This is a genomic window from Streptomyces colwelliae (assembly GCF_048158785.1).
GTDB lineage: Bacteria > Actinomycetota > Actinomycetes > Streptomycetales > Streptomycetaceae > Streptomyces.
This window is the reverse complement of record NZ_JBLTJC010000153.1, coordinates 1-23,420: the sequence shown is the minus strand read 5'-3', so window position 1 is coordinate 23,420 and position 23,420 is coordinate 1. Positions and strand designations below refer to the sequence as shown.

At 71.1% G+C, this 23,420-nt stretch carries 25 protein-coding genes and 2 pseudogenes; 13 read left to right on the top strand and 14 right to left on the bottom strand.

Annotated features, from left to right (window positions below; genetic code table 11):
- Positions 1 to 82: 82 nt before the first annotated feature.
- Positions 83 to 679 (top strand): GNAT family N-acetyltransferase, encoded by a 597-nt coding sequence (locus ACNFOC_RS28410; protein ID WP_416961929.1) that lies wholly within the window; start codon positions 83 to 85, stop codon positions 677 to 679.
- A 61-nt stretch (positions 680 to 740) separates the two neighbouring features.
- Positions 741 to 1,607, top strand: a complete 867-nt coding sequence (locus ACNFOC_RS28405) for a metallophosphoesterase family protein (RefSeq protein WP_416961928.1) — start codon at positions 741 to 743, stop codon at positions 1,605 to 1,607.
- 144 nt (positions 1,608 to 1,751) lie between these two features.
- On the opposite strand, the gene ACNFOC_RS28400 is transcribed toward ACNFOC_RS28405, so the two are convergent.
- Entirely contained in the window at positions 1,752 to 2,330 is a 579-nt protein-coding gene (locus ACNFOC_RS28400) for a TetR/AcrR family transcriptional regulator (protein ID WP_416961927.1), read from the bottom strand.
- Between the two features lie 144 nt (positions 2,331 to 2,474).
- Between ACNFOC_RS28400 and ACNFOC_RS28395 the strand changes: the two genes are divergently transcribed.
- Both ACNFOC_RS28395 and ACNFOC_RS28390 read left to right on the top strand, forming a co-directional pair.
- On the top strand, positions 2,475 to 3,401 hold the full coding sequence (locus ACNFOC_RS28395; protein WP_416961926.1) for a zinc-binding dehydrogenase: 927 nt from the start codon (positions 2,475 to 2,477) through the stop codon (positions 3,399 to 3,401).
- Positions 3,402 to 3,509: 108 nt separating this feature from the next.
- Positions 3,510 to 4,670, top strand: coding sequence for a MerR family transcriptional regulator (locus ACNFOC_RS28390; protein WP_416961925.1), 1,161 nt, complete (start codon positions 3,510 to 3,512; stop codon positions 4,668 to 4,670).
- Positions 4,671 to 4,711: 41 nt separating this feature from the next.
- Here ACNFOC_RS28390 and ACNFOC_RS28385 read toward each other — a convergent pair whose 3' ends face one another.
- On the bottom strand, positions 4,712 to 5,278 hold the full coding sequence (locus tag ACNFOC_RS28385; RefSeq protein ID WP_416961924.1) for a hypothetical protein: 567 nt from the start codon (positions 5,276 to 5,278) through the stop codon (positions 4,712 to 4,714).
- Positions 5,279 to 5,555: 277 nt separating this feature from the next.
- Here ACNFOC_RS28385 and ACNFOC_RS28380 point away from each other — a divergent pair, with 277 nt between their 5' ends.
- Entirely contained in the window at positions 5,556 to 6,365 is an 810-nt protein-coding gene (locus ACNFOC_RS28380) for an SDR family NAD(P)-dependent oxidoreductase (RefSeq protein ID WP_416961923.1), read from the top strand.
- A gap of 74 nt (positions 6,366 to 6,439) precedes the next feature.
- Here the strand turns inward: ACNFOC_RS28380 and ACNFOC_RS28375 are convergent, their stop codons facing one another.
- The 4 genes from ACNFOC_RS28375 to ACNFOC_RS28360 all read right to left on the bottom strand — a co-directional run bounded on the left by ACNFOC_RS28375 (position 6,440) and on the right by ACNFOC_RS28360 (position 9,006).
- Positions 6,440 to 7,063 (bottom strand): TetR/AcrR family transcriptional regulator, encoded by a 624-nt coding sequence (locus ACNFOC_RS28375; protein ID WP_416961922.1) that lies wholly within the window; start codon positions 7,061 to 7,063, stop codon positions 6,440 to 6,442.
- A gap of 68 nt (positions 7,064 to 7,131) precedes the next feature.
- On the bottom strand, positions 7,132 to 7,818 hold the full coding sequence (locus tag ACNFOC_RS28370; protein ID WP_416961921.1) for an SCO4225 family membrane protein: 687 nt from the start codon (positions 7,816 to 7,818) through the stop codon (positions 7,132 to 7,134).
- Positions 7,819 to 7,922: 104 nt separating this feature from the next.
- Positions 7,923 to 8,183 carry a DUF397 domain-containing protein gene (locus ACNFOC_RS28365; protein WP_416961920.1) on the bottom strand — a complete coding sequence of 87 codons (261 nt, stop codon included), beginning with the start codon at positions 8,181 to 8,183 and terminating at the stop codon, positions 7,923 to 7,925.
- Complete coding sequence (locus ACNFOC_RS28360; RefSeq protein WP_416961919.1) at positions 8,167 to 9,006, bottom strand: helix-turn-helix domain-containing protein; 840 nt, start codon at positions 9,004 to 9,006, stop codon at positions 8,167 to 8,169. Before ACNFOC_RS28360 ends, ACNFOC_RS28365 begins: the two co-directional genes overlap by 17 nt.
- A 113-nt stretch (positions 9,007 to 9,119) precedes the next feature.
- Between ACNFOC_RS28360 and ACNFOC_RS28355 the strand changes: the two genes are divergently transcribed.
- On the top strand, positions 9,120 to 9,512 hold the full coding sequence (locus tag ACNFOC_RS28355; RefSeq protein WP_416961918.1) for a hypothetical protein: 393 nt from the start codon (positions 9,120 to 9,122) through the stop codon (positions 9,510 to 9,512).
- Positions 9,513 to 9,563: 51 nt separating this feature from the next.
- Positions 9,564 to 10,268 (top strand): class I SAM-dependent methyltransferase, encoded by a 705-nt coding sequence (locus tag ACNFOC_RS28350; RefSeq protein WP_416961917.1) that lies wholly within the window; start codon positions 9,564 to 9,566, stop codon positions 10,266 to 10,268.
- Between the two features lie 15 nt (positions 10,269 to 10,283).
- Here the strand turns inward: ACNFOC_RS28350 and ACNFOC_RS28345 are convergent, their stop codons facing one another.
- The 3 genes from ACNFOC_RS28345 to ACNFOC_RS28335 all read right to left on the bottom strand — a co-directional run bounded on the left by ACNFOC_RS28345 (position 10,284) and on the right by ACNFOC_RS28335 (position 12,977).
- Positions 10,284 to 10,793, bottom strand: coding sequence for an RICIN domain-containing protein (locus ACNFOC_RS28345; protein WP_416961916.1), 510 nt, complete (start codon positions 10,791 to 10,793; stop codon positions 10,284 to 10,286).
- Positions 10,794 to 10,920: 127 nt separating this feature from the next.
- Positions 10,921 to 11,826, bottom strand: coding sequence for a TIGR03620 family F420-dependent LLM class oxidoreductase (locus ACNFOC_RS28340; RefSeq protein ID WP_416961915.1), 906 nt, complete (start codon positions 11,824 to 11,826; stop codon positions 10,921 to 10,923).
- Positions 11,827 to 11,900: 74 nt separating this feature from the next.
- On the bottom strand, positions 11,901 to 12,977 hold the full coding sequence (locus ACNFOC_RS28335) for an AraC family transcriptional regulator (protein WP_416961914.1): 1,077 nt from the start codon (positions 12,975 to 12,977) through the stop codon (positions 11,901 to 11,903).
- 88 nt (positions 12,978 to 13,065) lie between these two features.
- On the opposite strand from ACNFOC_RS28335, the gene ACNFOC_RS28330 reads away from it, so the two are divergent.
- Complete coding sequence (locus ACNFOC_RS28330; RefSeq protein ID WP_416961913.1) at positions 13,066 to 14,208, top strand: acyl-CoA dehydrogenase family protein; 1,143 nt, start codon at positions 13,066 to 13,068, stop codon at positions 14,206 to 14,208.
- On the opposite strand, the gene ACNFOC_RS28325 is transcribed toward ACNFOC_RS28330, so the two are convergent.
- The 3 genes from ACNFOC_RS28325 to ACNFOC_RS28315 all read right to left on the bottom strand — a co-directional run bounded on the left by ACNFOC_RS28325 (position 14,186) and on the right by ACNFOC_RS28315 (position 17,686).
- Positions 14,186 to 15,640, bottom strand: coding sequence for a PTS transporter subunit EIIC (locus ACNFOC_RS28325; protein WP_416961912.1), 1,455 nt, complete (start codon positions 15,638 to 15,640; stop codon positions 14,186 to 14,188). The genes ACNFOC_RS28330 and ACNFOC_RS28325 overlap by 23 nt on opposite strands.
- Before the next feature lie 16 nt (positions 15,641 to 15,656).
- Positions 15,657 to 16,592: an N-acetylmuramic acid 6-phosphate etherase gene (gene murQ / locus ACNFOC_RS28320; RefSeq protein WP_416961911.1), complete on the bottom strand. Its 936-nt coding sequence runs from the start codon at positions 16,590 to 16,592 to the stop codon at positions 15,657 to 15,659.
- Between the two features lie 182 nt (positions 16,593 to 16,774).
- The gene (locus tag ACNFOC_RS28315; RefSeq protein ID WP_416961910.1) at positions 16,775 to 17,686 is read right to left on the bottom strand and encodes a MurR/RpiR family transcriptional regulator; all 912 of its coding nucleotides are present in this window, start codon (positions 17,684 to 17,686) and stop codon (positions 16,775 to 16,777) included.
- Between the two features lie 55 nt (positions 17,687 to 17,741).
- Here ACNFOC_RS28315 and ACNFOC_RS28310 point away from each other — a divergent pair, with 55 nt between their 5' ends.
- Positions 17,742 to 18,125, top strand: coding sequence for a DUF8819 family protein (locus ACNFOC_RS28310; protein WP_416961909.1), 384 nt, complete (start codon positions 17,742 to 17,744; stop codon positions 18,123 to 18,125).
- Complete coding sequence (locus ACNFOC_RS28305) at positions 18,122 to 18,388, top strand: DUF4031 domain-containing protein (RefSeq protein ID WP_416961908.1); 267 nt, start codon at positions 18,122 to 18,124, stop codon at positions 18,386 to 18,388. The genes ACNFOC_RS28310 and ACNFOC_RS28305 overlap by 4 nt, the downstream gene beginning before the upstream one ends.
- Before the next feature lie 9 nt (positions 18,389 to 18,397).
- On the opposite strand, the gene ACNFOC_RS28300 is transcribed toward ACNFOC_RS28305, so the two are convergent.
- The gene (locus ACNFOC_RS28300; RefSeq protein WP_416961930.1) at positions 18,398 to 19,447 is read right to left on the bottom strand and encodes a GNAT family N-acetyltransferase; all 1,050 of its coding nucleotides are present in this window, start codon (positions 19,445 to 19,447) and stop codon (positions 18,398 to 18,400) included.
- A gap of 559 nt (positions 19,448 to 20,006) precedes the next feature.
- On the opposite strand from ACNFOC_RS28300, the gene ACNFOC_RS28295 reads away from it, so the two are divergent.
- The 3 genes and pseudogenes from ACNFOC_RS28295 to ACNFOC_RS28285 all read left to right on the top strand — a co-directional run.
- A complete protein-coding gene (locus ACNFOC_RS28295; protein ID WP_416961907.1) occupies positions 20,007 to 21,098 on the top strand; it encodes a SagB/ThcOx family dehydrogenase in 1,092 nt (363 codons plus the stop codon).
- Positions 21,099 to 21,161: 63 nt separating this feature from the next.
- Positions 21,162 to 22,217 carry a SagB/ThcOx family dehydrogenase gene (locus tag ACNFOC_RS28290; protein WP_416961906.1) on the top strand — a complete coding sequence of 352 codons (1,056 nt, stop codon included), beginning with the start codon at positions 21,162 to 21,164 and terminating at the stop codon, positions 22,215 to 22,217.
- A pseudogene (locus tag ACNFOC_RS28285) lies at positions 22,214 to 23,236 on the top strand (MATE family efflux transporter); the annotation flags it as partial. The gene ACNFOC_RS28290 and the pseudogene ACNFOC_RS28285, both read left to right, overlap by 4 nt.
- Before the next feature lie 58 nt (positions 23,237 to 23,294).
- Here the strand turns inward: ACNFOC_RS28285 and ACNFOC_RS28280 are convergent.
- Positions 23,295 to 23,420 (bottom strand): annotated as a pseudogene (locus tag ACNFOC_RS28280) (alpha/beta hydrolase); the annotation flags it as partial.

Here is a 23,420-nt window from a genome sequence, read left to right as displayed (position 1 = left end):
GCCCTGAAGGGGCCTCGTCCTCAAACGCCGGACGGGCTGAATTGACAGGTCGGGGTGGGTGGTTGTGCGTACCGTGCGTCGTATGACCTCTGCCCGTGTCGCCACCGCCACCGATCTCGACGCCGTCGTCGCCACCTTCACCAGCGCCTTCTTCCACGACCCGGTCTGGGGGCCCGCCTTCCCCGACGAACGGCGGCGGGCCGGGCAGGCGGCCGTGATGTGGCGGGTCTATGCCGGTTCCGCGCTGCGGTACCCCTGGACGCTGGTGACGCCGGAGGTGGAGGCCGCGGCGGTCTTCATTCCGGCGGGCGGGGTCGAGTTGACCGAGGAGGAGGCTGCCGGGCTGGAAGGGCGGTTGGCCGGGGTCACGGATGCGGGGACCGCTCGTGCGATCGCGGTGGTGGGGGAGCAGTTCGAGGCGGTGCACCCCGCCGAGCCGTTCTTCTACCTCACGATCCTCGGCACGCACGCCGATCACCGGGGCAAGGGGTTGGGGATGCGGCTGCTGACGGAGGGGCTCGCCCGGGTCGATGTGGTCGGCGCCCCTGTCTACCTGGAGTCGACCAACCCGGCCAACAACAAGCGCTACGAGAGCGTCGGTTTCGTGGCCCGTGACGAGATCGTCACCGCCGGCGGCCAGGTGGTCACGACGATGTGGCGGCCGCCGGCCACGCGTTGAGCCGTTTCTCTTGGTGTGTGGCTCTTGGTGGGGGTCCCAACTCGGGCTAGCGTGCCCGGACATGAGGATCCTGCACCTGTCCGACACCCACCTCGAGCGCACCGACGCCCCCAACCGCCACGGCATCAACGCGACCGACTCCCTCCGGCTGATGCTCGCCGAGCTGCGGCATCAGCGCGGTGTGGACGCGGTCGTCGTCACCGGGGACATCGCCAACGACGGGGCGGTGGAGGCGTATGCGGCCGCGAAGGAGCTGGTGGGTGGGTTCGCGCGGCTGATGGGCGGGGTGCCGGTCTTCTACACGACCGGGAACCATGACGAGCGGGAGGCGTTCGGCAAGGTGCTCGGGAGTGGGCACGTCGCCGCGGACGCCGTGTTTCCGGTGGAGTTCGGGTGCGCCGCCGTCAGTACGGTCGGCGGGTACCGGTTCGTCACGCTCGACTCGCTCGTGCCGGGGGAGGTGTACGGGCAGTTGAGCCGGGCCCAACTGGACTGGCTGGAGGAGGAGTTGAGGACTCCGGCCGAGCACGGGACCGTACTCGCTTTTCATCATCCGCCGGTCGCCCTCGATTCGCCGATGCAGCGGGCCTTCGGGCTGCGGAATCCAGGGGAGTTGGCGGACGCGATCCGGGGGAGTGACGTACGGGTCGTGCTCACCGGGCACTTCCACGTCCAGCTCTTCGGCTTTCTGGAGGCGACGCCGGTGTGGGTCACGCCCGGTGTCGTCAACCGGATCGATCTGACGACCGCGCCCGGTACGGAGCGGGCGGTGCGGGGCGCCTCGGCCTCGCTGGTGGAGCTGGGCGGGGAGACCGGGCCGATGTTCCACACCTTCCACGCGCGGGATCCCCGGGCGCACGAGACGGTGTACCAGTTGGACGGCGAGCAGGTCCGGTCGATCCTCGAACGGCACGCGCCCAAGGGCTAGGTGCCCAAGGGCTAGGCGCCCACGGTCAGGTGCCCACGGAGGTCCGGAACGCTCGCGGTTCGCGAACTGCCGTAGCTGCGCGGGCCGTTGGTGCCCGGTGGTCGGCGCGGGATCGGCCGTCGAGCGGTGCCGCGAGCGGTGTCGTTACCCGGCGGGGGTGCGCAGGCCGGCCAGCATCACCTCGTGCGCGGTCTCGCGCTGCCGGGGAGTCGAGGCCGAGTCGGCCATGCGCATGAACGCCGCCACGTCTTCGGCGGTGACGTCCCCGCGCAGTCGGCCGCTCCGCCGGGCCCGGTCGGCGACCGGGGTGATCAGAGAGGCGGCGAGCGCCCTCCCGTGCTCGGCCGCCTGCGGGCTCGTCCTGCACAGGGCGTCGAACAGCCGCAGCCCCGCGTCGTCGAGTGCGCACCCGCGGGTGAACACCGCGCGGAATGCCTCCCAGTCGTCGGCGATGCCGGCGGCCTCCTCCGCGACCTGGTGCGCGCCGTGCGACATGTCCTCCAGCAGCTGGAGGACGAGGTCGTCCTTGGTCGCGAAGTGCCGGTAGAAGGTGGTCGCTCCCACGCCCGCGGTCCGGGCGATGGCCTCGATGCTCAGGTCGGGTCCCTGCTCGGCGAAGGCCAGGCGGGCCGCGTCGAGCAGCAGCCGCCGGTTGCGGACCTGGTCCTTGCGCGGCGCACGCGGTGACTCCTTGCGCGGCGCACGCGGTGACGTGGCGGTCATGGCTGCCCTGCCTCGATAGCACGGTTGATTCGGTAGTGATGCTACCGCTTAAGTCGCACCGCAAGCCGATCCGGTTGTTCCACTACCGCTTTATGCGTACGGTGAAGCGGTAGCGGTACTACCATTTCTGCGGAAGGTGCTTTCATGCGCGCGCTCATCCCGACCGGAAACCCGGAGACCCTCACCGAGCTGGGGGAGGTCGAACTCCCCACCCCGCAGCGCCACGAGGCGTTGATCCGGGTGACCGACGTCGCACTCAACCGGGCGGACTTCCTCTACCTGAGCGCCCCTTCGACCACGTTCCGCCCCGGTATCGACGCGGCCGGGGTGGTCGCGAAGGCCGCGGTGGACGGGAGTGGACCGGCTGAGGGCAGCCGGGTCGCCCTCCATCTGCCCTCCGGAGGAGGCGCCGCCGAGTACGTCGCCGCCTCGGCGGACCGCCTCGCGGTCGTCCCCGACAACGTGGACTCCGCCGACGCGGCCGCGCTCCCCCTGGGCGGGCTGGTCGCCCAGCGGCTCCTCGCGCTCGCCGGTCCTCTGGAGGGGCGCAGGATTCTCGCCACGGGCGTGGGAGGCGGAGTCGGCCAGGTGCTCATCCAGCTCGCCGTCGCGGAAGGAGCCGAGATCACCGCCGTCGCCGCGCAGGGCCAGCCGACCGACCACATGGCGGCGCTGGGCGCCAAGATCGCCCTCGACATCGATGCCGTAGAAGACACAGCCTTCGACATCGTCCTGGAGTCCGTGGGCGGCGACCTGGGGTCGAAGACGGCCCACAAGCTGCGCCCCGGCGGCCAGTTCCTCTGGTTCGGCCAGGCCAGCGGCAGCCCCATCACGCTGGACTTCTTCCGACAGGTCCAAGGAGGCGCCTCGCTGACCTTGCGCCACTTCGTCTACGGCGACGGTGACGGGAGCCGTGACGCCGAGGACATGGACGCGCTGCTGGACCTGGCGTCACAAGGGAAGCTCCGGGTCGAGATCGGCCGTAGGGACAACTGGGCCGGCGCGGACTCGCTGCTGAAGGAGATGGCGGCGGGCCGCCTGCGGGGCAAGGCGGTACTCGGCGTCGACTGACCCCCTCGGCGTCGACTGAACCCCCCCTCGGAGCCGGCCGAGCCCGCGACGACTCGGCCGGCGACCACACATGCGACCGGACCGGACCCCCGGAGGAAGGCGGCCCTCGTGCGGCCCCACGACATGCGGATCGGCGACCTGGCGCGCCGTACGGAAGTGCCGACCCGGCTGCTGCGCTACTACGAGAAACAGGGCCTCCTGCACGCGCATCGCGACGGCAACGGCTATCGCCTGTACGGGGATTCTGCGGTCGAGCGGGTGGCGATGATCCGGGAGTTGCTGGAGTCCGGGTTCACCACGGAACTCATCCGCTCCGTCCTCCGGTGCAAGGAGAACCCGCATCTCCCGGACGAGCGGCAGGAGTGCGCGACACCGGCGACCGTAGAGGCACTGCGTCTCCAGGTGAGCAACATCGGACGCCGCATCGACCGTCTCACCCGCACCCGCGAGGCGGTACGCGGCTATCTGCGGGCGGTCGAGGCCGTGGTCGACGGGGAGCCGATGGTCGACGGGGAGTCGGTGGCGGGCCGGGGGCCGTGCAGCCCTCGATTTGACCTTGACACTAGTGCTCACGCGGAAGGTGGAGTCATGGAGCAGTCCAGGACTCACAGGAAGTGCGGCATGGCGAAGATTGGCATTCTCGGTGCGGGCAACATCGGCAAGCAGGTCGCGCGTCTGGCGGCCGCGGCCGGCCACCACGTTCTCCTGAGCAACTCGCGCGGCCCGCGGGACATCCCGTACGACATCATTCTGGAGCTCGGCGAGAACGGCACGCGGTCCACGGCCGCGGAGGTCGTCGCGGAGAGCGAACTGATCGTCGTAGCCATCCCGTTGGCGAACTACGCGCAGATTCCGCAGCCTCCGGCCGGGGCGATCGTGATCGACGCGGGCAACTACTACCCGGACCGCGACGGCGTGATCCCCGAGCTGGAGGAGGGGCGGACGACCGTGTCCGAGCTGCTCCAGGCGCATCTGCCGAAGGCCCGCGTGGTCAAGGCCTTCAACCACTTCCCGGCCGTCGCCCTGACCGCCGACGCGCAGCCGCCCGCCACGGAGAACCGGCGGGCGTCGATCGTCGCCGGTGACGACCCCGAGGCCCGCGCGACGGTGGCCGCGCTGGTCGACGAGTTCGGCTTCGACGCCCTGGACATCGGGGAGTTGGCGGAGGGCTGGCGCGTCGAGCGGGGCACACCGGCGTACCTGCCCCGGTTCACCAGGGAGGAACTCGCCCAGAAGGTCCGCGAGGCCGAGCGTCACCACACCCGCTGACGGCCACTGCCCGGTGACCCGTGGCCGCTGCCCCCTGCCCGCTAGAGGTTCCCCAGCGGCTCGATGTCCACGTGTACCGGTGTGCCCCAGACCCGGAGCACCTCGTAGTCCGTGAACTCGTGGACGAGGCGGTACGCCATCGCCGGGCGGGAGCCGCGGCGCGCGGCGCTGATGTACAGCTCGGCCTCGTGGCGGTCGCGGCGCGGGGTGCCGCAGAGCTGCCAGGCCTGGCCGTTCCACAGTTCGGGGAGCCAGCGCTGCTGGGCCTGCGGGCGGTCCTCGCGGACGCCGTAGCGGGACGGGGTGGTGTCGGCGGGCCGGGTCGCGGCCGGGCCGTTGAACTCGGAGCGGCGGGCCGCGCGGCGCCGGGTCTCGCAGAGCAGGCAGAGGTCGGGGGCGTCGGCGTCGACCGGGCCGTTGGGGTGCTCGGGGCAGCGGGTGGTGGGCGCGGCGCCGCTGACGCTGTCGTCCAGGAGGTCGAGGGCGCGCTTGAGGTCTGCCTTGACCTCGTGCAGGCGGGAGTCGGGGGTGTCGGAGTTGAGCGCCTCGCCGTGCTCGCCGAGGAGGCGGAGGGCACGGCCTAGGGCGGTCTGCTGGGCGTGGTTCATGGTCGCTCGGCGCCATCCTTGATCTGCGGGTGCTCGGCGGTGCGGTGCGGTGCGGGGGGTCATGGTGTCGACTCCCGCGCTCCATGGTGCCCCTCCATGGTGCCCGGGACGGTGTCGGTCGATCGGAGGACGGTCACACACGCGCCCTTTCTCGCCCGTTCTCGCCCTTTTTCCCGGTCTCGCCCCCTCCGATTTCTGGACTTGCAAGTCCAATTTCATCGTCGCACAGTGGCACTCCACCGAGGAGAACCGACCGGACGACGGAGTGAACCGAACCATGTCGATGAGGCTTGAGGGCAAGACCGCGCTGGTGACCGGAGCGACCAGCAACATCGGGCGGGCCGTGGCGGAGGCGTTCGCCGCCGAGGGGGCGCACGTCGCCGTCTCGGGCCGTAGCGCCGAGCGCGGCAAGGAGGTCGTCGACGGGATCCGCGCACGCGGCGGCCGTGCCGAGTTCGTACGGGCCGACCTTGACGGCACCGCGGCCGCCTCGCAGGCGCTGGCGCGGGAGGCGACGCGGGTGCTCGGCGGCCGTGTCGACGTCCTCGTCAACAACGCCGGCATCTACCCCGGCGACCGCACCACGGCCACCGACGAGAAGACCTTCGACCAGGTCTACGCGGTCAATGTGAAGGCCCCGTTCTTCCTCACGGCGGCCGTCGCGCCCGCCATGGTGGAGGCCGGTGGCGGAACGATCATCAACCTGGGGTCCTGGATCGCCCGCCTGGGCATTCCGATCGGCGCGCTCTACAGCTCCACCAAGGGAGCCATGGAGACCCTGACGCGGGCCTGGGCGGCGGAGTTCGGGCCGCAGGGGGTACGGGTGAACGCGATCTCCCCGGGGGTCGTGCTGGACACGGCGCCTGGCGAGGCGCGTGCCGACGAGGCCGATGCCGGTGAGGCGCATGTCGGTGAGGCCCATCCCGCCGTGGTCATGATGCAGGGCACCCCTGCGGGCCGCCCGGGAACTCCCGACGCGATCGCGAACGCCGCCGTGTATCTGGCCGGTGACGAGTCCGCCTTCGTGCACGGCATCGTGCTCGACGTGGACGGGGGCCGGAACAGCGTCGCCGTCATCGCGGGCTGACGCGCGGGCTGAACGGAGGTTCGCCGGGCGGGAGTTGCGGTGGTGGTCGGGCGGGTGGGGCGTCCGACGCCGGGTCACGCCACCGTGGAGCCCGCGACCGTGGAGCCCGTGCGGCGCAGGTCCGCGATTCCCTGGTCGAGGGCGGCGCGCAGGTGATCGGAACGGCCCGTCGCGAGGAGGATCGAGACACCCCCTTGGATCGCGGCCAGCAACGCCGCGGATCGCGCCTCGACGTCGACGTCGGCGGGGAGTCGACCGCTGGCCTGGAGCGAGCGGATGCCCGCCGCCAGGCTCCCCTGCCACTGCCGCGTCAGCTCGATCATGATCGCCCGCGCTCCGGGAGTCGAGCGCCCGATCTGCTGGAACAGCGACCCGAGCGGGCACGCGTCCCCCTGGGCCTCGTAGCGTTTGATCACCGTGTCCCGCCAGCGCGCCCACGCCTCCCATGAGTCCAGGCAGCTCAGATACGGCTGCTGGTCCTCCAGGATCTGATCCGCCTCGAACTGGGCGACCGCGACGAGCAGTTCGTCCTTGCCGGCCGGGAAGTAGTGGAACAGCTGGCTCTTGCTGGTGCGGGTCCTGGCCATGACGTCGTCCAGCGTCGCCGAGGCGACCCCCTTCTCCCGGAGCACCGCGGCCGCGCCTTCGACGATCCGGTTCCGGGTCGCCTTCCCCTTCGCCGTCAGCTGCGCGCGCACGGCTCGCCTCCTTGGAATGGACTCTACGGTCCACAGTAGCCCCTGGGCCGACCTCACGAGGTGTTCCCTCAGGCGGTCGGGAGCGCCTCCCGCGTCGAGAGCCTGTGGGCGAGACGGCCGAGCAGTACGGCGTTGGCCAGTCCGCACAGGGCCGTACCGGCGGTGAAGACCAACGGGTTGAGCCAGTCGAGAGAAGTGAACTCCGCTGGGATCGACACCAGGAGGACGAGGAGGCTGAGTGGCGCCGTGGTCATGATCGGCCAGATCCCGGCGAAACCCGGGTCCGGCGACACGTACACGGCGTACAGGAAGAACGCCAGCGACGCCGCGACCACTGCGAGATATCCACGCGCGAGCCAGTTGTCCACGGCGGGCGCCAGCAGGGTGCGGATGCGTTGGCGGCGGGCGAGTGCGGGAGACACCGGGTCCGTCCGCTTCTGTGCGGTGGGCGTCGCGGACCTCTTCAGGAGGGCGCCGAGCACGGCGGCGTTCACGAGGGCACAGAGCAGGAGCCATACCGCCCAGAAGCCGACCGCCAGCGCCTGCGCCGGCCCCTCGGTACCGGGACCGAAGGGGAGCGCCACGCCCAGGAGGGAGAAGGGCGCCGTGAGGATCAACGGGCCTGCGGCGACAGGACTTTCCGGGACGATGAACATCGCCGCGACCGAGACGCCTACGACGGCCAGGTAGGCCCGGGCCGGCCAGTTGTCCGTAGCGAGTGCGAGGAGCTGGCGCAGGCGGGAGGCATGCGGCATCGAGGGCACGTCCTTCGGGTCGGTCCGGGTTGGTGATCCCAACGGTGGACCGGGGAGCGCGCCCGGGCATGAGTACGGGTACCCATGGGGAGGCGCGGAAGGACTTAGTTCGTCAGGCCGTCGATGAACGTGGACCATGCGGTGGCCCGGAACACGAGCTTCGGGCCGAGGGGGTTCTTGGAGTCGCGGACGGGGACGAGGGCGGGGTGGCCGTCGGCGACCTCCAGGCAGTCGCCGCCGTCGCCACCGCTGTGCGTGGACTTACGCCAGCGGGCCACTTCGAGGCAGTTGCCGCCGCTGCCGCCGCTGTAGCTGGACCTGTGCCAGGTAGCCGTGTCCAAGTTGTACTCAGGGTTGTTCCTCATGCGCGTAATCCTGCGCCATCGCTTCGATCAGAGCCAGGGAGTTCTCTGGAGAGAGGGCGCAGGCCGCGAGGAATTCGTAGGTGCGTCGATGCTGCCTGACGGTGGTCGGGTCGTCTTCCAGGCGTCCGGTGCCGACTCCTTCGAAGTACACCAGCGGAGGGGCGTCGTCGAAGTCCATCAGCTTGATGGAACCCTCCATCGCCGGGTGTGCTCCTGCCTTGAACGGCATCACCTGAACGATGACCCGGCTTCGGCGGATCAGGCCGACGATACGGCTCAGTACTGCCGCCATCACCTCGGGTCCGCCCGTCACTCGGTGAAGCGCCGCTTCGTCGACGATCGCCCACAACAACGGCTGTGTTGGGTCGTCGAGGATGTGGGTCCGTTCGATGCGGGCCGTCACCAGCTCCTCGATCGCCTCATCCGGAGCCGTGGGCTGATAGGCGCGGCACACCGCCCGTGCGTAGGCCGCTGTTTGAAGCAACCCGGGAATCAACAGGGGCGCGTACTCCCTGATCTCCGTCGCCGTTGCTTCAGCCTCCGCCGCCTCCGCGAAGTGCTCGGGATACTTCGACTTCGCCGCCGCCCCGCAATTCCTCGCGAAGAAGTCCCCCGTCCCCAACTCCACGTCCAACATCCGCGCGTACTCCGGCAACATCCGCCGCGTCCCCGCCTCCAACTGCCCGATGAACGACCCGCTCACGAACAGCCGCTGCCCCAACTCGTCCTGGCTGAGGCCCGCCTTCTCGCGGGCGTGGCGGAGTTCGGCGCCGAGCAGGGCGCGCGGTGACGACGACGGGTCGAGGTCTTTGTGTCCTGCCACAGCAACTCCCTGTCCTGACACCCGAGTTTGTTGGGACTCCCCGTATGGCCAGGTTAGACACGTTGCCGCCACGCTGTGTTGCGAACAGCAAACTCTGTGTGGAGGTGTAACGCATGCTGCGGTCGACGGAAGAAGTCGTCGCTTCGCTCCGGGAGGCGCTCACCGGTGTCGGTGTCGTCCTGCCGTCCCTGTGCGTGGACCCGGTGACGGGCGCGAGCGACGAGAAGTTCGCGTTGGTCATGCTGGGGCGCTGCAACGTCCGTACCGCCGAGAAGCTCGCGTCCGTGCTGCGCGGTGAACGGCCCCCGGTCGGAGCGCACGCCGTGGACGTACGGGACGGGCGGATCGGCGAGGTGATGGGACATGTGGGCGGCAAGGTCCAGTTGCGGCCGGTCGGCGGGGGCCGGGAGTGGGACTGCCCGCCGGAGTCCACGGGGCCCGCCGCCCAGGAGGAGGTACTGCGGGCCCGAGTACGGGAACGCAACCGTGAAGCCCGCCTGCCCTGAGCCGCCCGCCTCGCGCCGCCGGCCGTGGTGCCGCCGTGGTCGACTGGTCCCATGGCCGTGATCCCGCCCCGAGTCCTCCGGGCCCTGGAAGCCTTCAACTCCGCCCACCCCTGGAGCCACAACGCCCACTACCACCCTTGGCTGCTACGGCAGTTGCCCCGCAGGTTCGGGCGAGCGCTGGACGTGGGTTGTGGGAGCGGTGACCTGGTGCGGTTGCTTGCCGTACGGAGCACGGGTGGTGTGGAGGGGGTCGACTCCGATCCTCAAATCATCGCCCGGGCGCGGGAGTTGACCCCGCCCGATGCTCTCGGTGTTCCCGCGGTCTTCGCCGTCGTCGATGCCCGGGGCGGAATCCCCGCCGGCCCCTACGACGTCATCACCTGCGTCGCCGCCCTCCACCACCTCCCGTTCACCGGGACGCTCAGCCGCTTCCGCGATCAACTCGCCCCGGGCGGAACCCTCGTGGTCGTCGGCTGTGCCCGCGAGGAGGATGCCGTCGACTCTCTCCTCGGAGTCGTCTCCGTCGCCCTGAACCTGGTCGTGGGCTGGGTGAAGAACCGGGGCCGTAGGGCCGTGTCCCGACCGGTGGCGATGACCGCTGTCACCCGGCCGCCGGAGATGACCTTCGCCGAGGTCCGCCGCGAGGCCGTACGCCTCCTGCCGGGGGCCCGGCTGCGGCGGCGGTTGTTCTGGCGGTACACGCTGGTGTGGCGGACGGCGGAGTCCGGCTCCCGCCGCTCGGGAGCCGGACTCTGAGGCAGGCTCTGGTGGTTACGGCTGGTGCCACCACTCGTATCGCACGGTGGAATCGCAGGAAATCGTCTGGATCAGGGTGCCGTTGCCGACGCTGGGCGTGGAGAGGCAGTACCCGCTCGACGCGTTCTGCCAGACGTAGAACCAGCCCGCGGCCGACCCGGTGTAGGCCGCGTAGTAGAGGGCCCACTGCTGGTTGCGCGCGGCCGCGTTGCAGGTCGCCGTCACGGCCGTGCCCGCCCCCGAGGCGGGCGCGGTGATGCACCGTCCTGTGTTCTGGTTGGTGAAGGTGTACAGGCTCGTGTCGCTGTTGTACCCCCGGAGCCAGTTCTGCTCGGCACCGCCGGTGCACGACCACATCTGGAGCTTCGCGGCGTTCTCGGTGGCGTTGTCGAGGCAGTGGCTGGAGTTCCAGATGTTGATCGGGGTGAAGCCCGCGGCCTGCGCGGGTGATCCGCCGGCCCAGGCCAGGGCCAACGTCGCCAGCACCGCGGTGATGAGCGCGAACAGTCTGTGTCTTATGGACATGGCTCTCCTCCGTCCTTCTGTGCGGGGTCGCTTCGTCTTCCGTGCGTGCCAGGAGTCTGGAGGGCCCGGGAACGGGTGTCGTGTGCTGTTCCGCTCAGCGGATCCGGCGGTACTGCTGATACGTCGCTCATACGCCGGTGAGCGCCGGTGCCAGCGCCCGCCAAGCCTCCGTCGGCACCTCGAACGGCGACTCCATCAGAGCCTGTACGCAGACATGGTCGGCCCCCGCGTCGAGATGTTCGCGCACCCGGTCGAGGATCGCCGCTTCGTCGCCCCACGCCACGAGCGCCTCGGCCAGCCGGTCGGAGCCGCCGCGCACCAGGTCGCTCTCGTCGAAGCCGCCCCGCAGCCAGTTGTTGCGGTAGTTCGGCAGGCCGGTGTAGATGTCCAGGTGGGCGTGGGCCCGGCGCAGCGCGGTCCCGCGGTCCTTGGTGAGTACGGCGCCCAGCTCTACGGCCACGATCTTGTCGGGCCCGAGCGCCGCCCGTACCTCGGCGGTCTGGGCCGGTGTCACCAGGTACGGATGGCTGCCGTCGGCGAGTTCGCGGGCCGTCTCCAGCATCCGGGGGCCGAGCGCGGCGACCAGGACGGGCGGGCGCGGTGCGTCGGCCTCGGCGGCGTAGAAGGCCGCGCCCGCCATCGCCGTCAAGTACTCGCGCATCGCGGCGACCGGCTTGCCGTAACTCCCGCCGCGCACCCGCTCGACCAACGGCCGGTGGCTGACCCCGAGTCCGAGCGTGAACCGGCCGCCGTACGCCGCCGACAGTGTGCGGGACGCCGCGTTGGCCGCGACCGCGTCACGCGCCCAGATGGTGGCGATGCCGGTCGCCACGCGCATGCGGGAGGTGGCGGCGAGCAGCAACCCCGCCTGGGAGAACGCCTCCCGGCCGTACGCCTCGCCGAACCACAGGGTGCCCCAGCCCTGTTCCTCCAGTTCGGCGGCGATCTCCGCGCCCGCCGCCGGGGGCACCGCGTCCAGGCTCGCGGTCCAGATGCCCACGCGGCCGAGTCCCGCTTCTTCCACCACTGTCATGCGGGGACTGTAGGAGCCGGGGCCGGGCGGTCGCGGTGACCGTGCCGCTCAAGGTCCTTGACCTTGGTGTTCGCTCAGGCGCCGGGCTGGTAGGAACGGGGCGCGGAGCCCGTCCAGCGTTTGAACGCGCGGTGGAAGGCGCTGGGTTCGGAGAAGCCCAGCCGGTGCGCGAGATCCTCGATGGAGACGGTGCCCTCGGCCAGCGCCGCGATCGCCACATCGCGCCGCAGCTGATCGCGGATCCGCTGGAACGAGGTGCCCTCGGCGGCCAGCCGTCGGCGCAACGTCTGCGCGCTCATCGCCAGCCGGGCCGCGATGTCCTGCGGGTCCGGCATCCGGTCCGGCAGCGACTGCCCGAGCAGCCGGCGGACCTGGGCGGCGGCGGTGCTGCCGTAGTCCAGGCGGGCGAGTACGTCCCCCGGGGCCCGGCGCAGGAAGGCGTGCAGCCCCGACTCGTCCTGGAGTACGGGCAGTTCGAGCAGGGCGCGGTCGAAGACGAGGGCGGTGCGCGGGGCGCGGAAGGCGCAGGGGGCGCCGTAGAGGAGGTCGTATTCGAGGGCGTGCGGTGGGGCCGGGTGGCTGAACTCGACCCGGGTGAGGGGGATCCGGCGGCGGATCAGCCAGCCCGCGAAGCGGTGGGCGACGACGGTGGCGGACTCGGCGAGGTAGTGGTCGGGGTCGTCGAACCCCGTGAGGTCGAAGACGAGCCGTGACGCGTCGGCCGCCTGTCCCGACTCGCCGGCTGCCTGCGCCAATTCCCCATCCGCCTCTTCCAGTTGGAAGCGGGGGCCGCCGGGGAAGAGGCCGTAGAAGGTACTGCTGCGGTTGATCGCGGTCCGCAGGTCGGGGCTACAGTGCACGACGGCGTGGCACATCATCGCGAAGGTGCCCACCTTGAGGGGCTGCGGCCCGAGGCCCTGCAACTCGTCGTCGAGTGCCTCCCACACCGCCTTGGTGAGCCGGGCGAACTGCTGCGGCGACACCCGGGCGAGCGGGACCTCCAGCAACTCCGGTGGTACGGCGGCCTGTTCGAGGAGCGGGGCGATGTCCAGGCCGTGCCGCTCGGCTCCGCGCAGCGCGGCCCGTACGTGATGGATGGCGACCGAGCGGGCGGGCGCGCCGTACGCGTCGTGCTCCAGAGGTGCGGGCATGGCCGCCGATCGTACGGGACACGGAGGTCAATGGCGGTGAGCGCTGCGGTCATGACGGCCCGCCGTGCCGTCCGCCTAGCGTCGGGCCGTGATCAGAAACGGATACTTCGACGACGCCCACGAGGCGTACCGGACGGCCTGGCGCGGCTTCGTCGGGCGCGAGGTCGTGCCGAGGCAGGCCGGCTGGGAGCGCGAGGGGATCGTGGGAAAGGACGTCTGGCGGCTCGCGGGCGCGCGGAACCTGCTCTGCCCCTGGGCCGATCCCGCCTACGGCGGTCTGGGTCTGGCCGATCTGCGGTACGAGCAGATCATGATCGAGGAGCTGGCGGACGCCGGTGAGTCCGGCTTCGCGGCCCCGCTGCACTCGTGCGTCGTCGCTCCGTACCTGGCCGCGTTCGGCACCGAGGACCAGAAGACCCGGCACCTCACCCGCGCGGTCTCCGGCGAGACGGTGCTCGCCATCGCGATCACCGAGCCCGGTACCGGCTCCGACGTGGCCGCCCTCCGCACCCACGCCGTGCGCGCCCCGGACGGGGACGGCTGGCTGCTCAACGGGGCCAAGACCTTCATCTCCAGCGGCGTCAACGCCGACCTCGTCATCGTCGCCGCCCGCACCGGCGAGGGGCATGCCATCGGCCTGTTCCTGGTGGCCGCCGGTGCCCCCGGCTTCACCCGGGGCCGCAAGCTCGACAAACTCGGGCTGCGGACCTGGGACACCGCCGAGCTGTTCTTCGACGACGTGTACGTCCCCGATGCCGATGTGCTCGGCGGGCCGGACCAGGGATTCGCCCTGCTGATGCGGCAGTTCGCCCTGGAACGGCTCGTCGTCGCCATGGGCGCGGTGGCGGAGGCGGGGGCGGCGCTGCGCGAGACCGTCGCCCACACGAAGCAACGCACCGCGTTCGGGCGGCCGTTGGCGAGATTCCAGGACACCCGCTTCCGGCTGGCCGCGATGCGGGCCCGGATCAGCTCCGCCCAGGCCTTCGTCGACACCTGCGTCCTCGCCCACAACCAGGGCACCCTCACCGCCGACCAGGCCGCCGAGGCGAAGCTCGTCACCACCGAGCTTCAGGGCGAGGTCGTCGACGACTGCCTCCAGATGTTCGGCGGCTCCGGCTATCTGTGGGAGTCCCCGATCTGCCGCCGGTACGCCGACGCGCGCGTCCAGCGGATCTACGGCGGGACGTCCGAGATCATGAAGGAGATCATCAGCCGCTCGATGGATCTGTGACCAACTCCCCGCTGTTCCGGGCTGCTTGGGCCCGGTCCCGGTGGGGCAGGCCGAAGGCGTACGTGGCCAGGAACCCGACCAGGTAGCCGGTGAGCAGACCTCCCGCGTAGATCGCCGCCGTCAGGGGCAGGGAGCTGTTCCCCGCCAGCAACGGGAACAGTGCCCACCCCGACGGTCCGATCGCCGTCGCCCCCACCTTGTCGCCCAGCATCGCGAAGAACCCGACGAACGCCCCGCCCGCCGCCCCGCCCGCACAGGCGGTCAGGAACGGTCGGCCGAGGGGGAGTGAGACGCCGTAGATGAGCGGTTCGCCGACGCCCAACAACCCTGCCGGGAGCGCCGACTTGATGGTCGTACGGATCGAAGTGTCGTGGCGCAGGCGGAAGTACACGGCGACGGCCGCACCCACCTGGCCCGCGCCCGCCATCGCCAGGATGGGCAACAGGACGGTGTAGCCCTGCTGTTCGATGAGGGTGGTGTGGATGGGGATCAGGGCCTGGTGCAGGCCGAGCATTACGAGGGGGAGGAAGAGGCCGCCCAGGATCAGCCCCGCGAAGGGACCCGTGGTCGACAGGAGCCAGTTCGCGGCCGTGCCGATCGCGGAGGAGATCTCACCGGCCGCGTACATGAGGCCGTAGAGCGTCGCCAGGCCCGCGATCAGGACCGTCAGGGTGGGGGTGACGAGGACGTCGAGCGTCGCGGGGACCCAGGTGCGGCACCACTTCTCGACGTACGTGCCGAGCAGCGCGGCGGCGAGTGCGCCGAGCACCCCGCCCTGGCCGGGGGAGAGGGCGACCCCGAACGCCGTCACCTTGGCGACCCCGGGATACACCACGACCGCCGCCACCGCACCGCCCAGCACGGGCGTCCCGCCGAACTCCTTCGCCGTGTTGTAGCCGACGAAGACCGCGATGAGGGCGAGGAACGCGGAGGCGATGGAGGCGAGGGAAGGGGTGAGCCCCGGCAGCCAACTCAGGTTGATCAGCAGGCCGTTGAGACCGGCGAGGATTCCGCAGCCGATGAGGGCGGGGATGAGGGGGACGAAGATGTTGGCGACCCGGCGCAGGAGCAGTTTGGCGGGGGTCGCGTTGCGAGCGCGCTGGGCATCCTTCAACTCGGTGCCGCGAGCGGCCAGTTCACCGGCGGTGCCACGAGCGGCCAGTTCACCGGCAACGCTACCGACCAACTTCTCGAACTCGGGGGTCACCCGGGCCACCACCCCCGGCCCCAGCACGATCTGGTACGTGTCGTCGGCCACGACCCCGAGCACGCCGGGCAGCGCCCGTAGCGCCTCCTCGTCCACCAGTGACCGGTCGGCCAGGCCGAGCCGGAGGCGGGTCATGCAGTGGGCCACGGAGGTGACGTTCGCGGGGCCGCCGACGAGGGGGAGGATCGCGGCGGCGGTGGCGGTGGGCGAGGGCGAGGTGTTCACCCTCCGAGCGTGCTGGTCAGTCGGCCGCCGCGGTCAGCGCCGCGCGCAGCCGGCCGCCGGACTCCTCCAGAAGGCGGGCGGCCGTCGGGCCGTCGACCCCGGCGAGGACGACCAGGATCGCGTTCTTCACCTCGCCGTCGGTGGCCGCGAGGGCCCGCTCGATCTCCGCGTCGTCCGCGCCGGTCGCGAGCGCGACGATCCGCCGGGAACGGGCGCGCAGCTTGTCGTTCGACGCCCGTACGTCGACCATCAGGTTCCCGTAGGTCTTGCCCAGCCGGATCATCGTGATCGTCGACAGCATGTTGAGCACGAGCTTCTGGGCCGTGCCCGCCTTCAACCTCGTTGATCCGGTGAGGAGTTCGGGGCCCACGACGACCTCGATGCCGTGCTCGGCGGCCGCGGCGAGGGCGCTGTGCGCGTTGCAGGACAGGCCGATGGTCAACGCGCCCTGCCCGCGCGCGTGTTCTACGGCTGCGATCGCGTACGGGGTCCGTCCCGAGGCGGAGATGCCGACCACCGTGTCGTCGGCGGTCAGCGTGAGCGCGTCGAGGTCGGCCTTCGCCAGTTCCCGGGAGTCCTCGGCGCCTTCGATGGACGTGACCAGGGCCGCCGGGCCGCCGGCGATCAGGCCGACCACCTCGGAGGGGGCCGTGTTGAAGGTCGGCGGGCACTCGGACGCGTCCAGCACGCCCAGCCGGCCGGCGGTACCGGCGCCCATGTAGATGAGCCGGCCTCCTCTGGTCATGCGGTCCGCTACGGCGTCGATCGCGGCGGAGATTCCGGGGAGGCGGCGAGCTACTGCGGCGGCGACTGTGGCGTCCTCGGCGTTCATGAGGCGGGCGATGTCGAGGGTGGGGAGTTGGTCGATACCGGCGAGTTCCGGGCGGAAGGCTTCGGTGGTGAGTGACTCCAACTCGGCGCGGAGGTCACGGGGGTTGGACGTAGAGGTCATGGATCAGCGGCTCTTTCTGTTGTTCCTTGTCCGCGGGCCGGTGGGGGCTGGTCGCGCAGTTCCCCGCGCCCCTTAAAAACGCAGGCCGACCGGTGTTTTTAGGGGCGCGGGGCTGTGTCTATTTGCGGCTCCGCCGCGTGGGCGCGACCAGCCACAACGCACCCGCAGACAACCACGAACCGTCAGCGCCTATGCCGATGCGCCAGTGCCTCATAAGACGCCGACAATGCCGGTGCAGCCTGCTCATACGTCCGCTGCGCAACCCCGATGAACAAGCAGTCCACCACCAGCAACTGACTGGTCCGGGACGACATCGCGGCCGGCCGGAGCTCACTCTCCCGAGCGGTGGACGTCGTGAGTATGTGGTCGGCGTACTGCGTCACCGGCCCGTCCGGCCGCCCCGTGATCGCAACGGTCGTAGCCCCATGCTCAAAAGCCACCCGCAACGGCTCGATGACGTCACCGGTGGACCCCGAGTGAGTGATCGCGATCGCCACATCCCCCGCCCTCAGCTGCACGGCATTCGTGACGGCGAGGTGCGGGTCGCTGTGGGCGTGGGCTATGAGGCCTATCCGCAGCAGCTTCTGGGTGAGGTCCTGGGCGACGAGCCCGGACGCCCCGACGCCGTAGATGTCGGTACGGCGGGCCGTGGCGAGCGCGGTGACGGCGGCGCCGAGCTGGACGGTGTCGAGTCCGGCGGCGGTGTCGGCGAGGGTCTGCTGCTCGTCGTAGGCGAGTTTCGCGACGACGTCGGCGATGGGGTCGTCGACGGCTATGTCGGTGGTGAGGGCGGGCGCCCGCCCGGACTGCTGCTGCGCGGCGAGCCCGGCGAGGGCCAGGCGCAGGTCGCGGTAGCCGGGGTAGCCGAGGATGCGGGCGGTGCGGACGACGGTGGCCTCGCTGGTGCCGGTGAGTTCGGCGAGGCCGGTGACCGTGAGGGCCGCGCAGCCGGCCGGGTCGGCGGCGACGGTCTCGGCGACGCGCTGCATGGAGCGCGTCATGGAGGGGGCGAGGGTGCGCACCTTGGCGGCCAGTGCGGCGGGCGGCGTACTCCCCGAGGCGCTTCCGAAAATTTCCTTCACGTCCTGGGTCACCTTTGAAAGATATTTTCGAGGCGGTGGTCGGGTCAAGGGTGCGCACAATGGGTGCATGGCACCCAGTAGTCCCGATAGTGATCCCGTCAGTCCCCTGGAGCAGGCACTGCACGCCGCCCGCGCCCTCGTGCTCGCCGATCTGGCCGCGCGCGAGGTCGTGGCGGCGGACGTGGTGTCCATGGTGGAGGAGTCCATCGTGGAGCGGCGATGGTGGGTGGAGCAGTGGCCGGAGGGTGTGGAGTACGTCGCCGGGCTGGTCGCGCAGGACGTGCAGGACGCGCTGCTGGAGGCGTACGGGCGCTGGCCGCTCTGCCCGGTCTGCGCGTCCGGCGACCCGCACGCCCTGGAGATCGAACCGGAACTCGGCCCCGACCCGCACTGGGTGTGCCACCAGGCGGGCGTGAAGGTCGCCGCGGTGGGAAGCCTGGGTTCCCTGTGACCGTGTACATCGATCCACCGACCTGGCCGGGGCACGGGCGCCTCTGGTCCCACCTCGTCAGCGATGTCTCGTACGACGAACTCCACCTGTTCGCCGAGGAGTTGGGCGTACCGCGCCGGGCCTTCGAGCGGGATCACTACGACATTCCGTCGCATCGTTACGCGGACGCGGTGGCCGCCGGCGCGGTGGAGGTCAGGAGCCGGGAGGTGGTCCGGCTGCTGACGGCGGCGGGGTTGCGCAGGCCCAAGGGGCGGGCGCGGTAACGGAGTTGGTCAGCGCCCCAACTCGTAGGCGAACTCGCCCTCGACCTCGTCCTCGCTCACCTTCCTGAAACCCGCCCGGGTGACGACGGCCTGCGACGGGAGGTTGTCCCGCTCGACCGTCGCGAAGACGGTCCGTACGTCGTCCCGGGCCAGCGCCCACTCCGAGAGCGCGCGGAGCGCCTCCGTCGCGTAGCCCTGGCCGCGGGCGCCCGCCACCAGGTCGTAGCCGATCTCCGTGCGGCCCTCCTCGTCGGGGACGCCGTGGAAGCCCAGGCCGCCGACCGCGCGGCCGTCCTCGCGGCGGACGAGGACGAACACGCCGAACTCCGGGCGGTGCACGCCCGATACGTAGGCCTTCAGCAGGAAGGTCGCGGCCTCCCGGGTGCCCTCGTACGGGCCGCCCTCGATCCACTCGAACCCGCCGTCGCCGCCCGAGACCAGGTCACCGGCGGCCGCGGGGGTGATGCCCTGGAGGGTGAGGCGGTCGGTGGCGTGGACGAGGTTGTTGCGCCAGCGCCACTCGGTGACGGGGGCGCGGCCGGGGAGGTCGCCGCGGCCGGTCGCCCACAGCAGGGTGCGCCAGTGGTCGGCGCCGGGGCGGATGTGCGGGAAGAGCCGGCCGAGCACGAACTCGCCGAGTTCGGGGGCGGGTTGGTAGGTCAGGCCCAGGCCCTCGGCGATGTCGTGCGTGTGCAGCAGCACCTCGGCGACACCCATCGCGGCGAAGCCCTCGCGGTTCGCGCTGCGGAACGGGTACGGGTGGAACGCGCGTACCTCGCGGGGTGTGGTGCGGAGGGTGGCGGCGAGCAGGGCGCCGGTCGTCTCGATGACGTCCAGGGCACCGGAGTTGTCGGTGCCCTCGTCGAAGGTGATGTCGAAGGGGACGTACGCGTGCTGCGCGCGCCCGGCCAACTGCCCCGCGTACGAGATGAGATCACCGGCGATGTGCTCGGCGGTGTACCGGCAGCTCCAGTCCAGCCGGCCGGCCTTCACCTCGTCCCAGTCCCGGTCCGTCGCCGTCCTCAGCAGTGCGAGGCAGCTCGCTACGGCCTCTTCCACCTGGTGTGCGCCCGCATTTCCGCCCGTGATCCCCATGCGGGGGAGCATACGGGCCGTGGCCGCGACGCGCTCTGGTAAAAGCATTCGCCAACTGCATATGACGGCGATTTGATCATTCAGACGCTTGGGCTGCGCAGAGGGGCCGGGTCGACCTGCCGGGGAATGCGGGCGAATGGCGTGAAGAGTGACTATGTGGACACTTCCTCAATGGCCTCTGAAATGTAACCCACAAGTAGGAATGACCGCCCCTTTGCATTCCTCCCGGTTATTCCAGGGATGCAAAAAGGAGATGCTTGCCGAACTCGTCATTCCCGGGTGATCATTTCGTTGTCGCCGAGCAACCGGTGGCGAAAGGCAAATCGCCGAAAATCCAGGAGGTTCCCCATGGAGAACACCGCCGAGGTCGTCGAGATCGTCGAGATCGAAGAGGTCGAGTCCTACGAGCCCATGCTGCTCCAGGGCCCGAACGTCGACTAATTCTGTGCCCGCTCCGGTGGCCCGGGGAATCCGCTTCCCCGGGCGCCGGGGCCCCAGTCCAGGGGTGACCGTGTCTGTACAAGTGACTGAGTCCGTCCGGGCCAGCGAGTTCATCCGGCTGACGCCCCGACCGGGCGCGGCCGGCCAGTGGATCGCCGACGACCTGCTGACCAGGCGATCCTTCAAGCTGGGCGCGCATGAGGCGGCCGTGCTCGTCCTCGCGGGCCGGCCGCGGGAACGGCGGCTGCTGGCCGAGGAGGCCGCCGCCGAACTGGGCGTACCGCCCGAGCGTGCCGAGGCCGTCGTCGCCACGATGGAGAAGGTCGGCCTCCTCGTCGACGACGCCTACCTCGACACCCCGCGCTACCAATGGGGTCGGGAATTGTTCCGGCGGTGGGAGGAGAAAGGCTGGCGCATGGCCGCCGAATACCATCTCGCCGCGCACGATTTCCCCGGCGTCGATTACAGCAAGGGAATCGCGGTCGACCGGGAGCGAATTCACCGGTACCGTGACGAGGAAATCGACGGCGACCGTTTCAAGGAACCCGCGTCGGCGGAACGGATACCGCTCCCCGCACTCTCCCCGGACCTCGCGCCCATGCCCGTCGGCACGGACGCGGGCCGCACCCGGCAGCTCGACCGGCCCGGACTCCTCACGATCGCCGCCCTCGCCCTCGGCATCGTGGAGACGACCCGCAGCCGCGCCCCCGGCTCCGCCGACTACCTCACCCGCACCAGCCCGTCCGGCGGCCGCCGCCATCCCACCGAGGGCTATCTCGCCGTCCTCGACGTCGACGGCGTCGAACCCGGCTGGTACCACGTGCACGGCGGACTGCACGCGCTGGTGAAACTGCCCGTCCCCGCCCCGGACCCGGACTCCGAGGAGTTCCGCCGCGTCTTCCGGGCCAGCACCACCCGCCCCGCCTTCGACGTGCGCTGCCTGCTCGTGCTCACCTCCGTGTTCCGCCGCAACATGTGGCGCTACCGCGAGCCCCGCACCTACCGCAGCATCCACATGGACGCCGGCCACATCGCCTCCACCGTGACCCAACTCGCCGAGGGCTTCGGCATACCGGCCTTCCCCGCCTACGGCGACCTGGAGTCCGGGGTCGAGCGGATGATCGGCGTCGACGGGCTGGCGGAGGGGCTGATCGCGACGGTGGCGCTGGGGTAAGTGCGTTGCCGGACAGCCGAGTTGAACTCCGTCTCTGACGTAGGACCTGAAAGGAGCACTCCCATGTCCGATCCATCCGGCCCGTCCGCCCTTCCACCCATGCTGCGCATCGGCGGCGGGCTCAGTCCCCGGGACGGTGTGCACGTCCAGGACCTGGCCGGCCGCCGTCGCGGGTACGTCGACCGGCGCACCCTGGCCCGTACGATCGCCGCGGGCGCCCCGCCGGACGGGTCCGGTGCCCTCGCCTCCTGGCTGGCCGGAGCCGAGGCCGCGCCCCAACCCGCCGAGGAACTGGTCGAGTTCTGGCACCGGCGGCGCTGGCGCCCCTCCCTCGAGTACCACCTCCTCTCCCGCGATCTGCCGTACGCCGACTCCGGCCCCGACGCCGTCGACACCCGCCGCGAGGTGCTCGCCGGATACGGCGGCGGTGACCGGCTGCCGCCCCGGATCCGCCCGGAGGGCCGCCGTGTGCCGCTGCCCGAGCCGGTGCCGGGCGACCCCGGCCGCAGCCTCGGCACGGCGCTGCTGACCCGCCGTTCGGTGCGCAGCTACCTGCCGCGGCCCACCCCGGCCGGCGCGCTCTCGCACGTCCTGCGCACCGGCCTCGCCACGGTCGCCGCCAACCAGCGCCGCACCGGCGAGGACGACCCCTGGGAACTGCTCCGGTCCTTCGGTACCGCCTTCGACTTCTACGTCCTGACGTACAACGTCGACGGCATCGCCCCCGGCGCCTGGCACCTCGATCTGGCCCCCGCAGAACCGGAGTTGACCGAGATCCGCCCCGGCGACCACCGTGGCGCCATGCGGGAGGTGTTCTACGGCTCGCCCTGGCCGCTGACCGCCGCGTTCACCCTGGTCATGGTCGCGGACTTCGAGCAGTACCAGTTCCGCTACCGGCACGAACGCGCCCTGCGCAACCTGTACATCGAGTCCGGCCACCTGGCCCAGCGCCTCCTGCTGCTCGCCGACACGCACGGCCTGGGCACGCTGGTCACCCCGGCGGTACGGGACGGACTGATCGAGGAGTTGCTGGGCCTCGACCCCGTACGTCAGGCGACCATCTACACGCTGACCATGGGCCCCGATCCACGGCACGGCACCCGGACGCGCGTGAAATGAGCGCCGCACCGGACACGGTGGCGCCCGTCTCCCGGGGCTGGATACGCGAACAGGCCCGCCCCCTGCTGGAGTTGGCGCTGCCCGCCGTCCTCGCGACCTCCGTCGCGCGCGCCGGTGACCTCATCAGCCTCGCGCTCACCGGCCACTACAGCTCGACGGCGCTGGCGGGGGTCGCCGGTGCGATCGTGGTCGTAGAACTGGCACTCGGCGTCCTGCTGGCCGGGGTCACGGGCTACCAGGTGCTGTGCGCCCGGCACCTCGGAGCCGGTGAACGGGCCGCCGCCATACGGGTGTTGCACGCATCGCTGCGGCCGGTCGGCGCGCTGGCGGTGCTGGCCGCCCTGGCCCTGATGCTGGCGGCCCGCCCCCTGGTCGCCCTCACCGTGCACGACCCGGCGGCCGTCGCGGCCGGTGCCGCCTATCTCCGCGCCCGCGCGCCCGGTCTGCCGCTCGCGGTGCTCTCCGCGCTCGGCACGATCACCCTCCAGGCGGCGAAACGGACCCGGCTCACCCTGCTCACGAACTGCGTCACCATGCCCGTCAACCTGCTCGCGAGCTGGGCCCTGATCTACGGCGTCGGCCCGCTGCCCGCGCTGGGCGCCGCCGGGAACGGCCTCGGCGTCACCCTCTCCCTTCTCTGCGCGGGCGCCCTCCAGGTCGTGCTGCTGCGGCGGGCGGGGCTGTGGGACTGGCTCGGCACCTGGCGTACGACGCCGTGGGACCGTCGATCGGCGCGTGAGAGCTGGGAGTTGGCGTGGCCGGCGATGGTGTCCATGGCTGTGGACTACCTCGCGTCCTTCGCCTTCTTCGCCGCGATCGGACTGCTGTCGCTCACCGAACTGGCCGCCTCCCGCGTGGTGTTCCAGCTCGTCCTGCTGGTCTTCATGCTGTCCAACGCGTTCTCGGGGGCGGCCGGTGTGCTCATGTCCCGGGCGGCGGGCGGGGGTTGCCCGGACGCGGTTCGTGGGCACTGGCGGGCGAACCGTGTCCTCGTCGCCGGTGCGCTCACTCTGGGGGCGGGTGTGCTTGCGGTCGCCGTGCGTCCGGTGCTGCGGCTGTTCACCGGCGATCCGGCCGTGCGCACGCCGCGCGCCGCTCCGGCAGCCGCCCTTCCAGCAGATACGCGTCCAGATACCCGTTGACGCACTTGTTGGATCCCCCCGCGATCCCATGCGTCCCGGCATCCCGCTCGGTCACCAACAC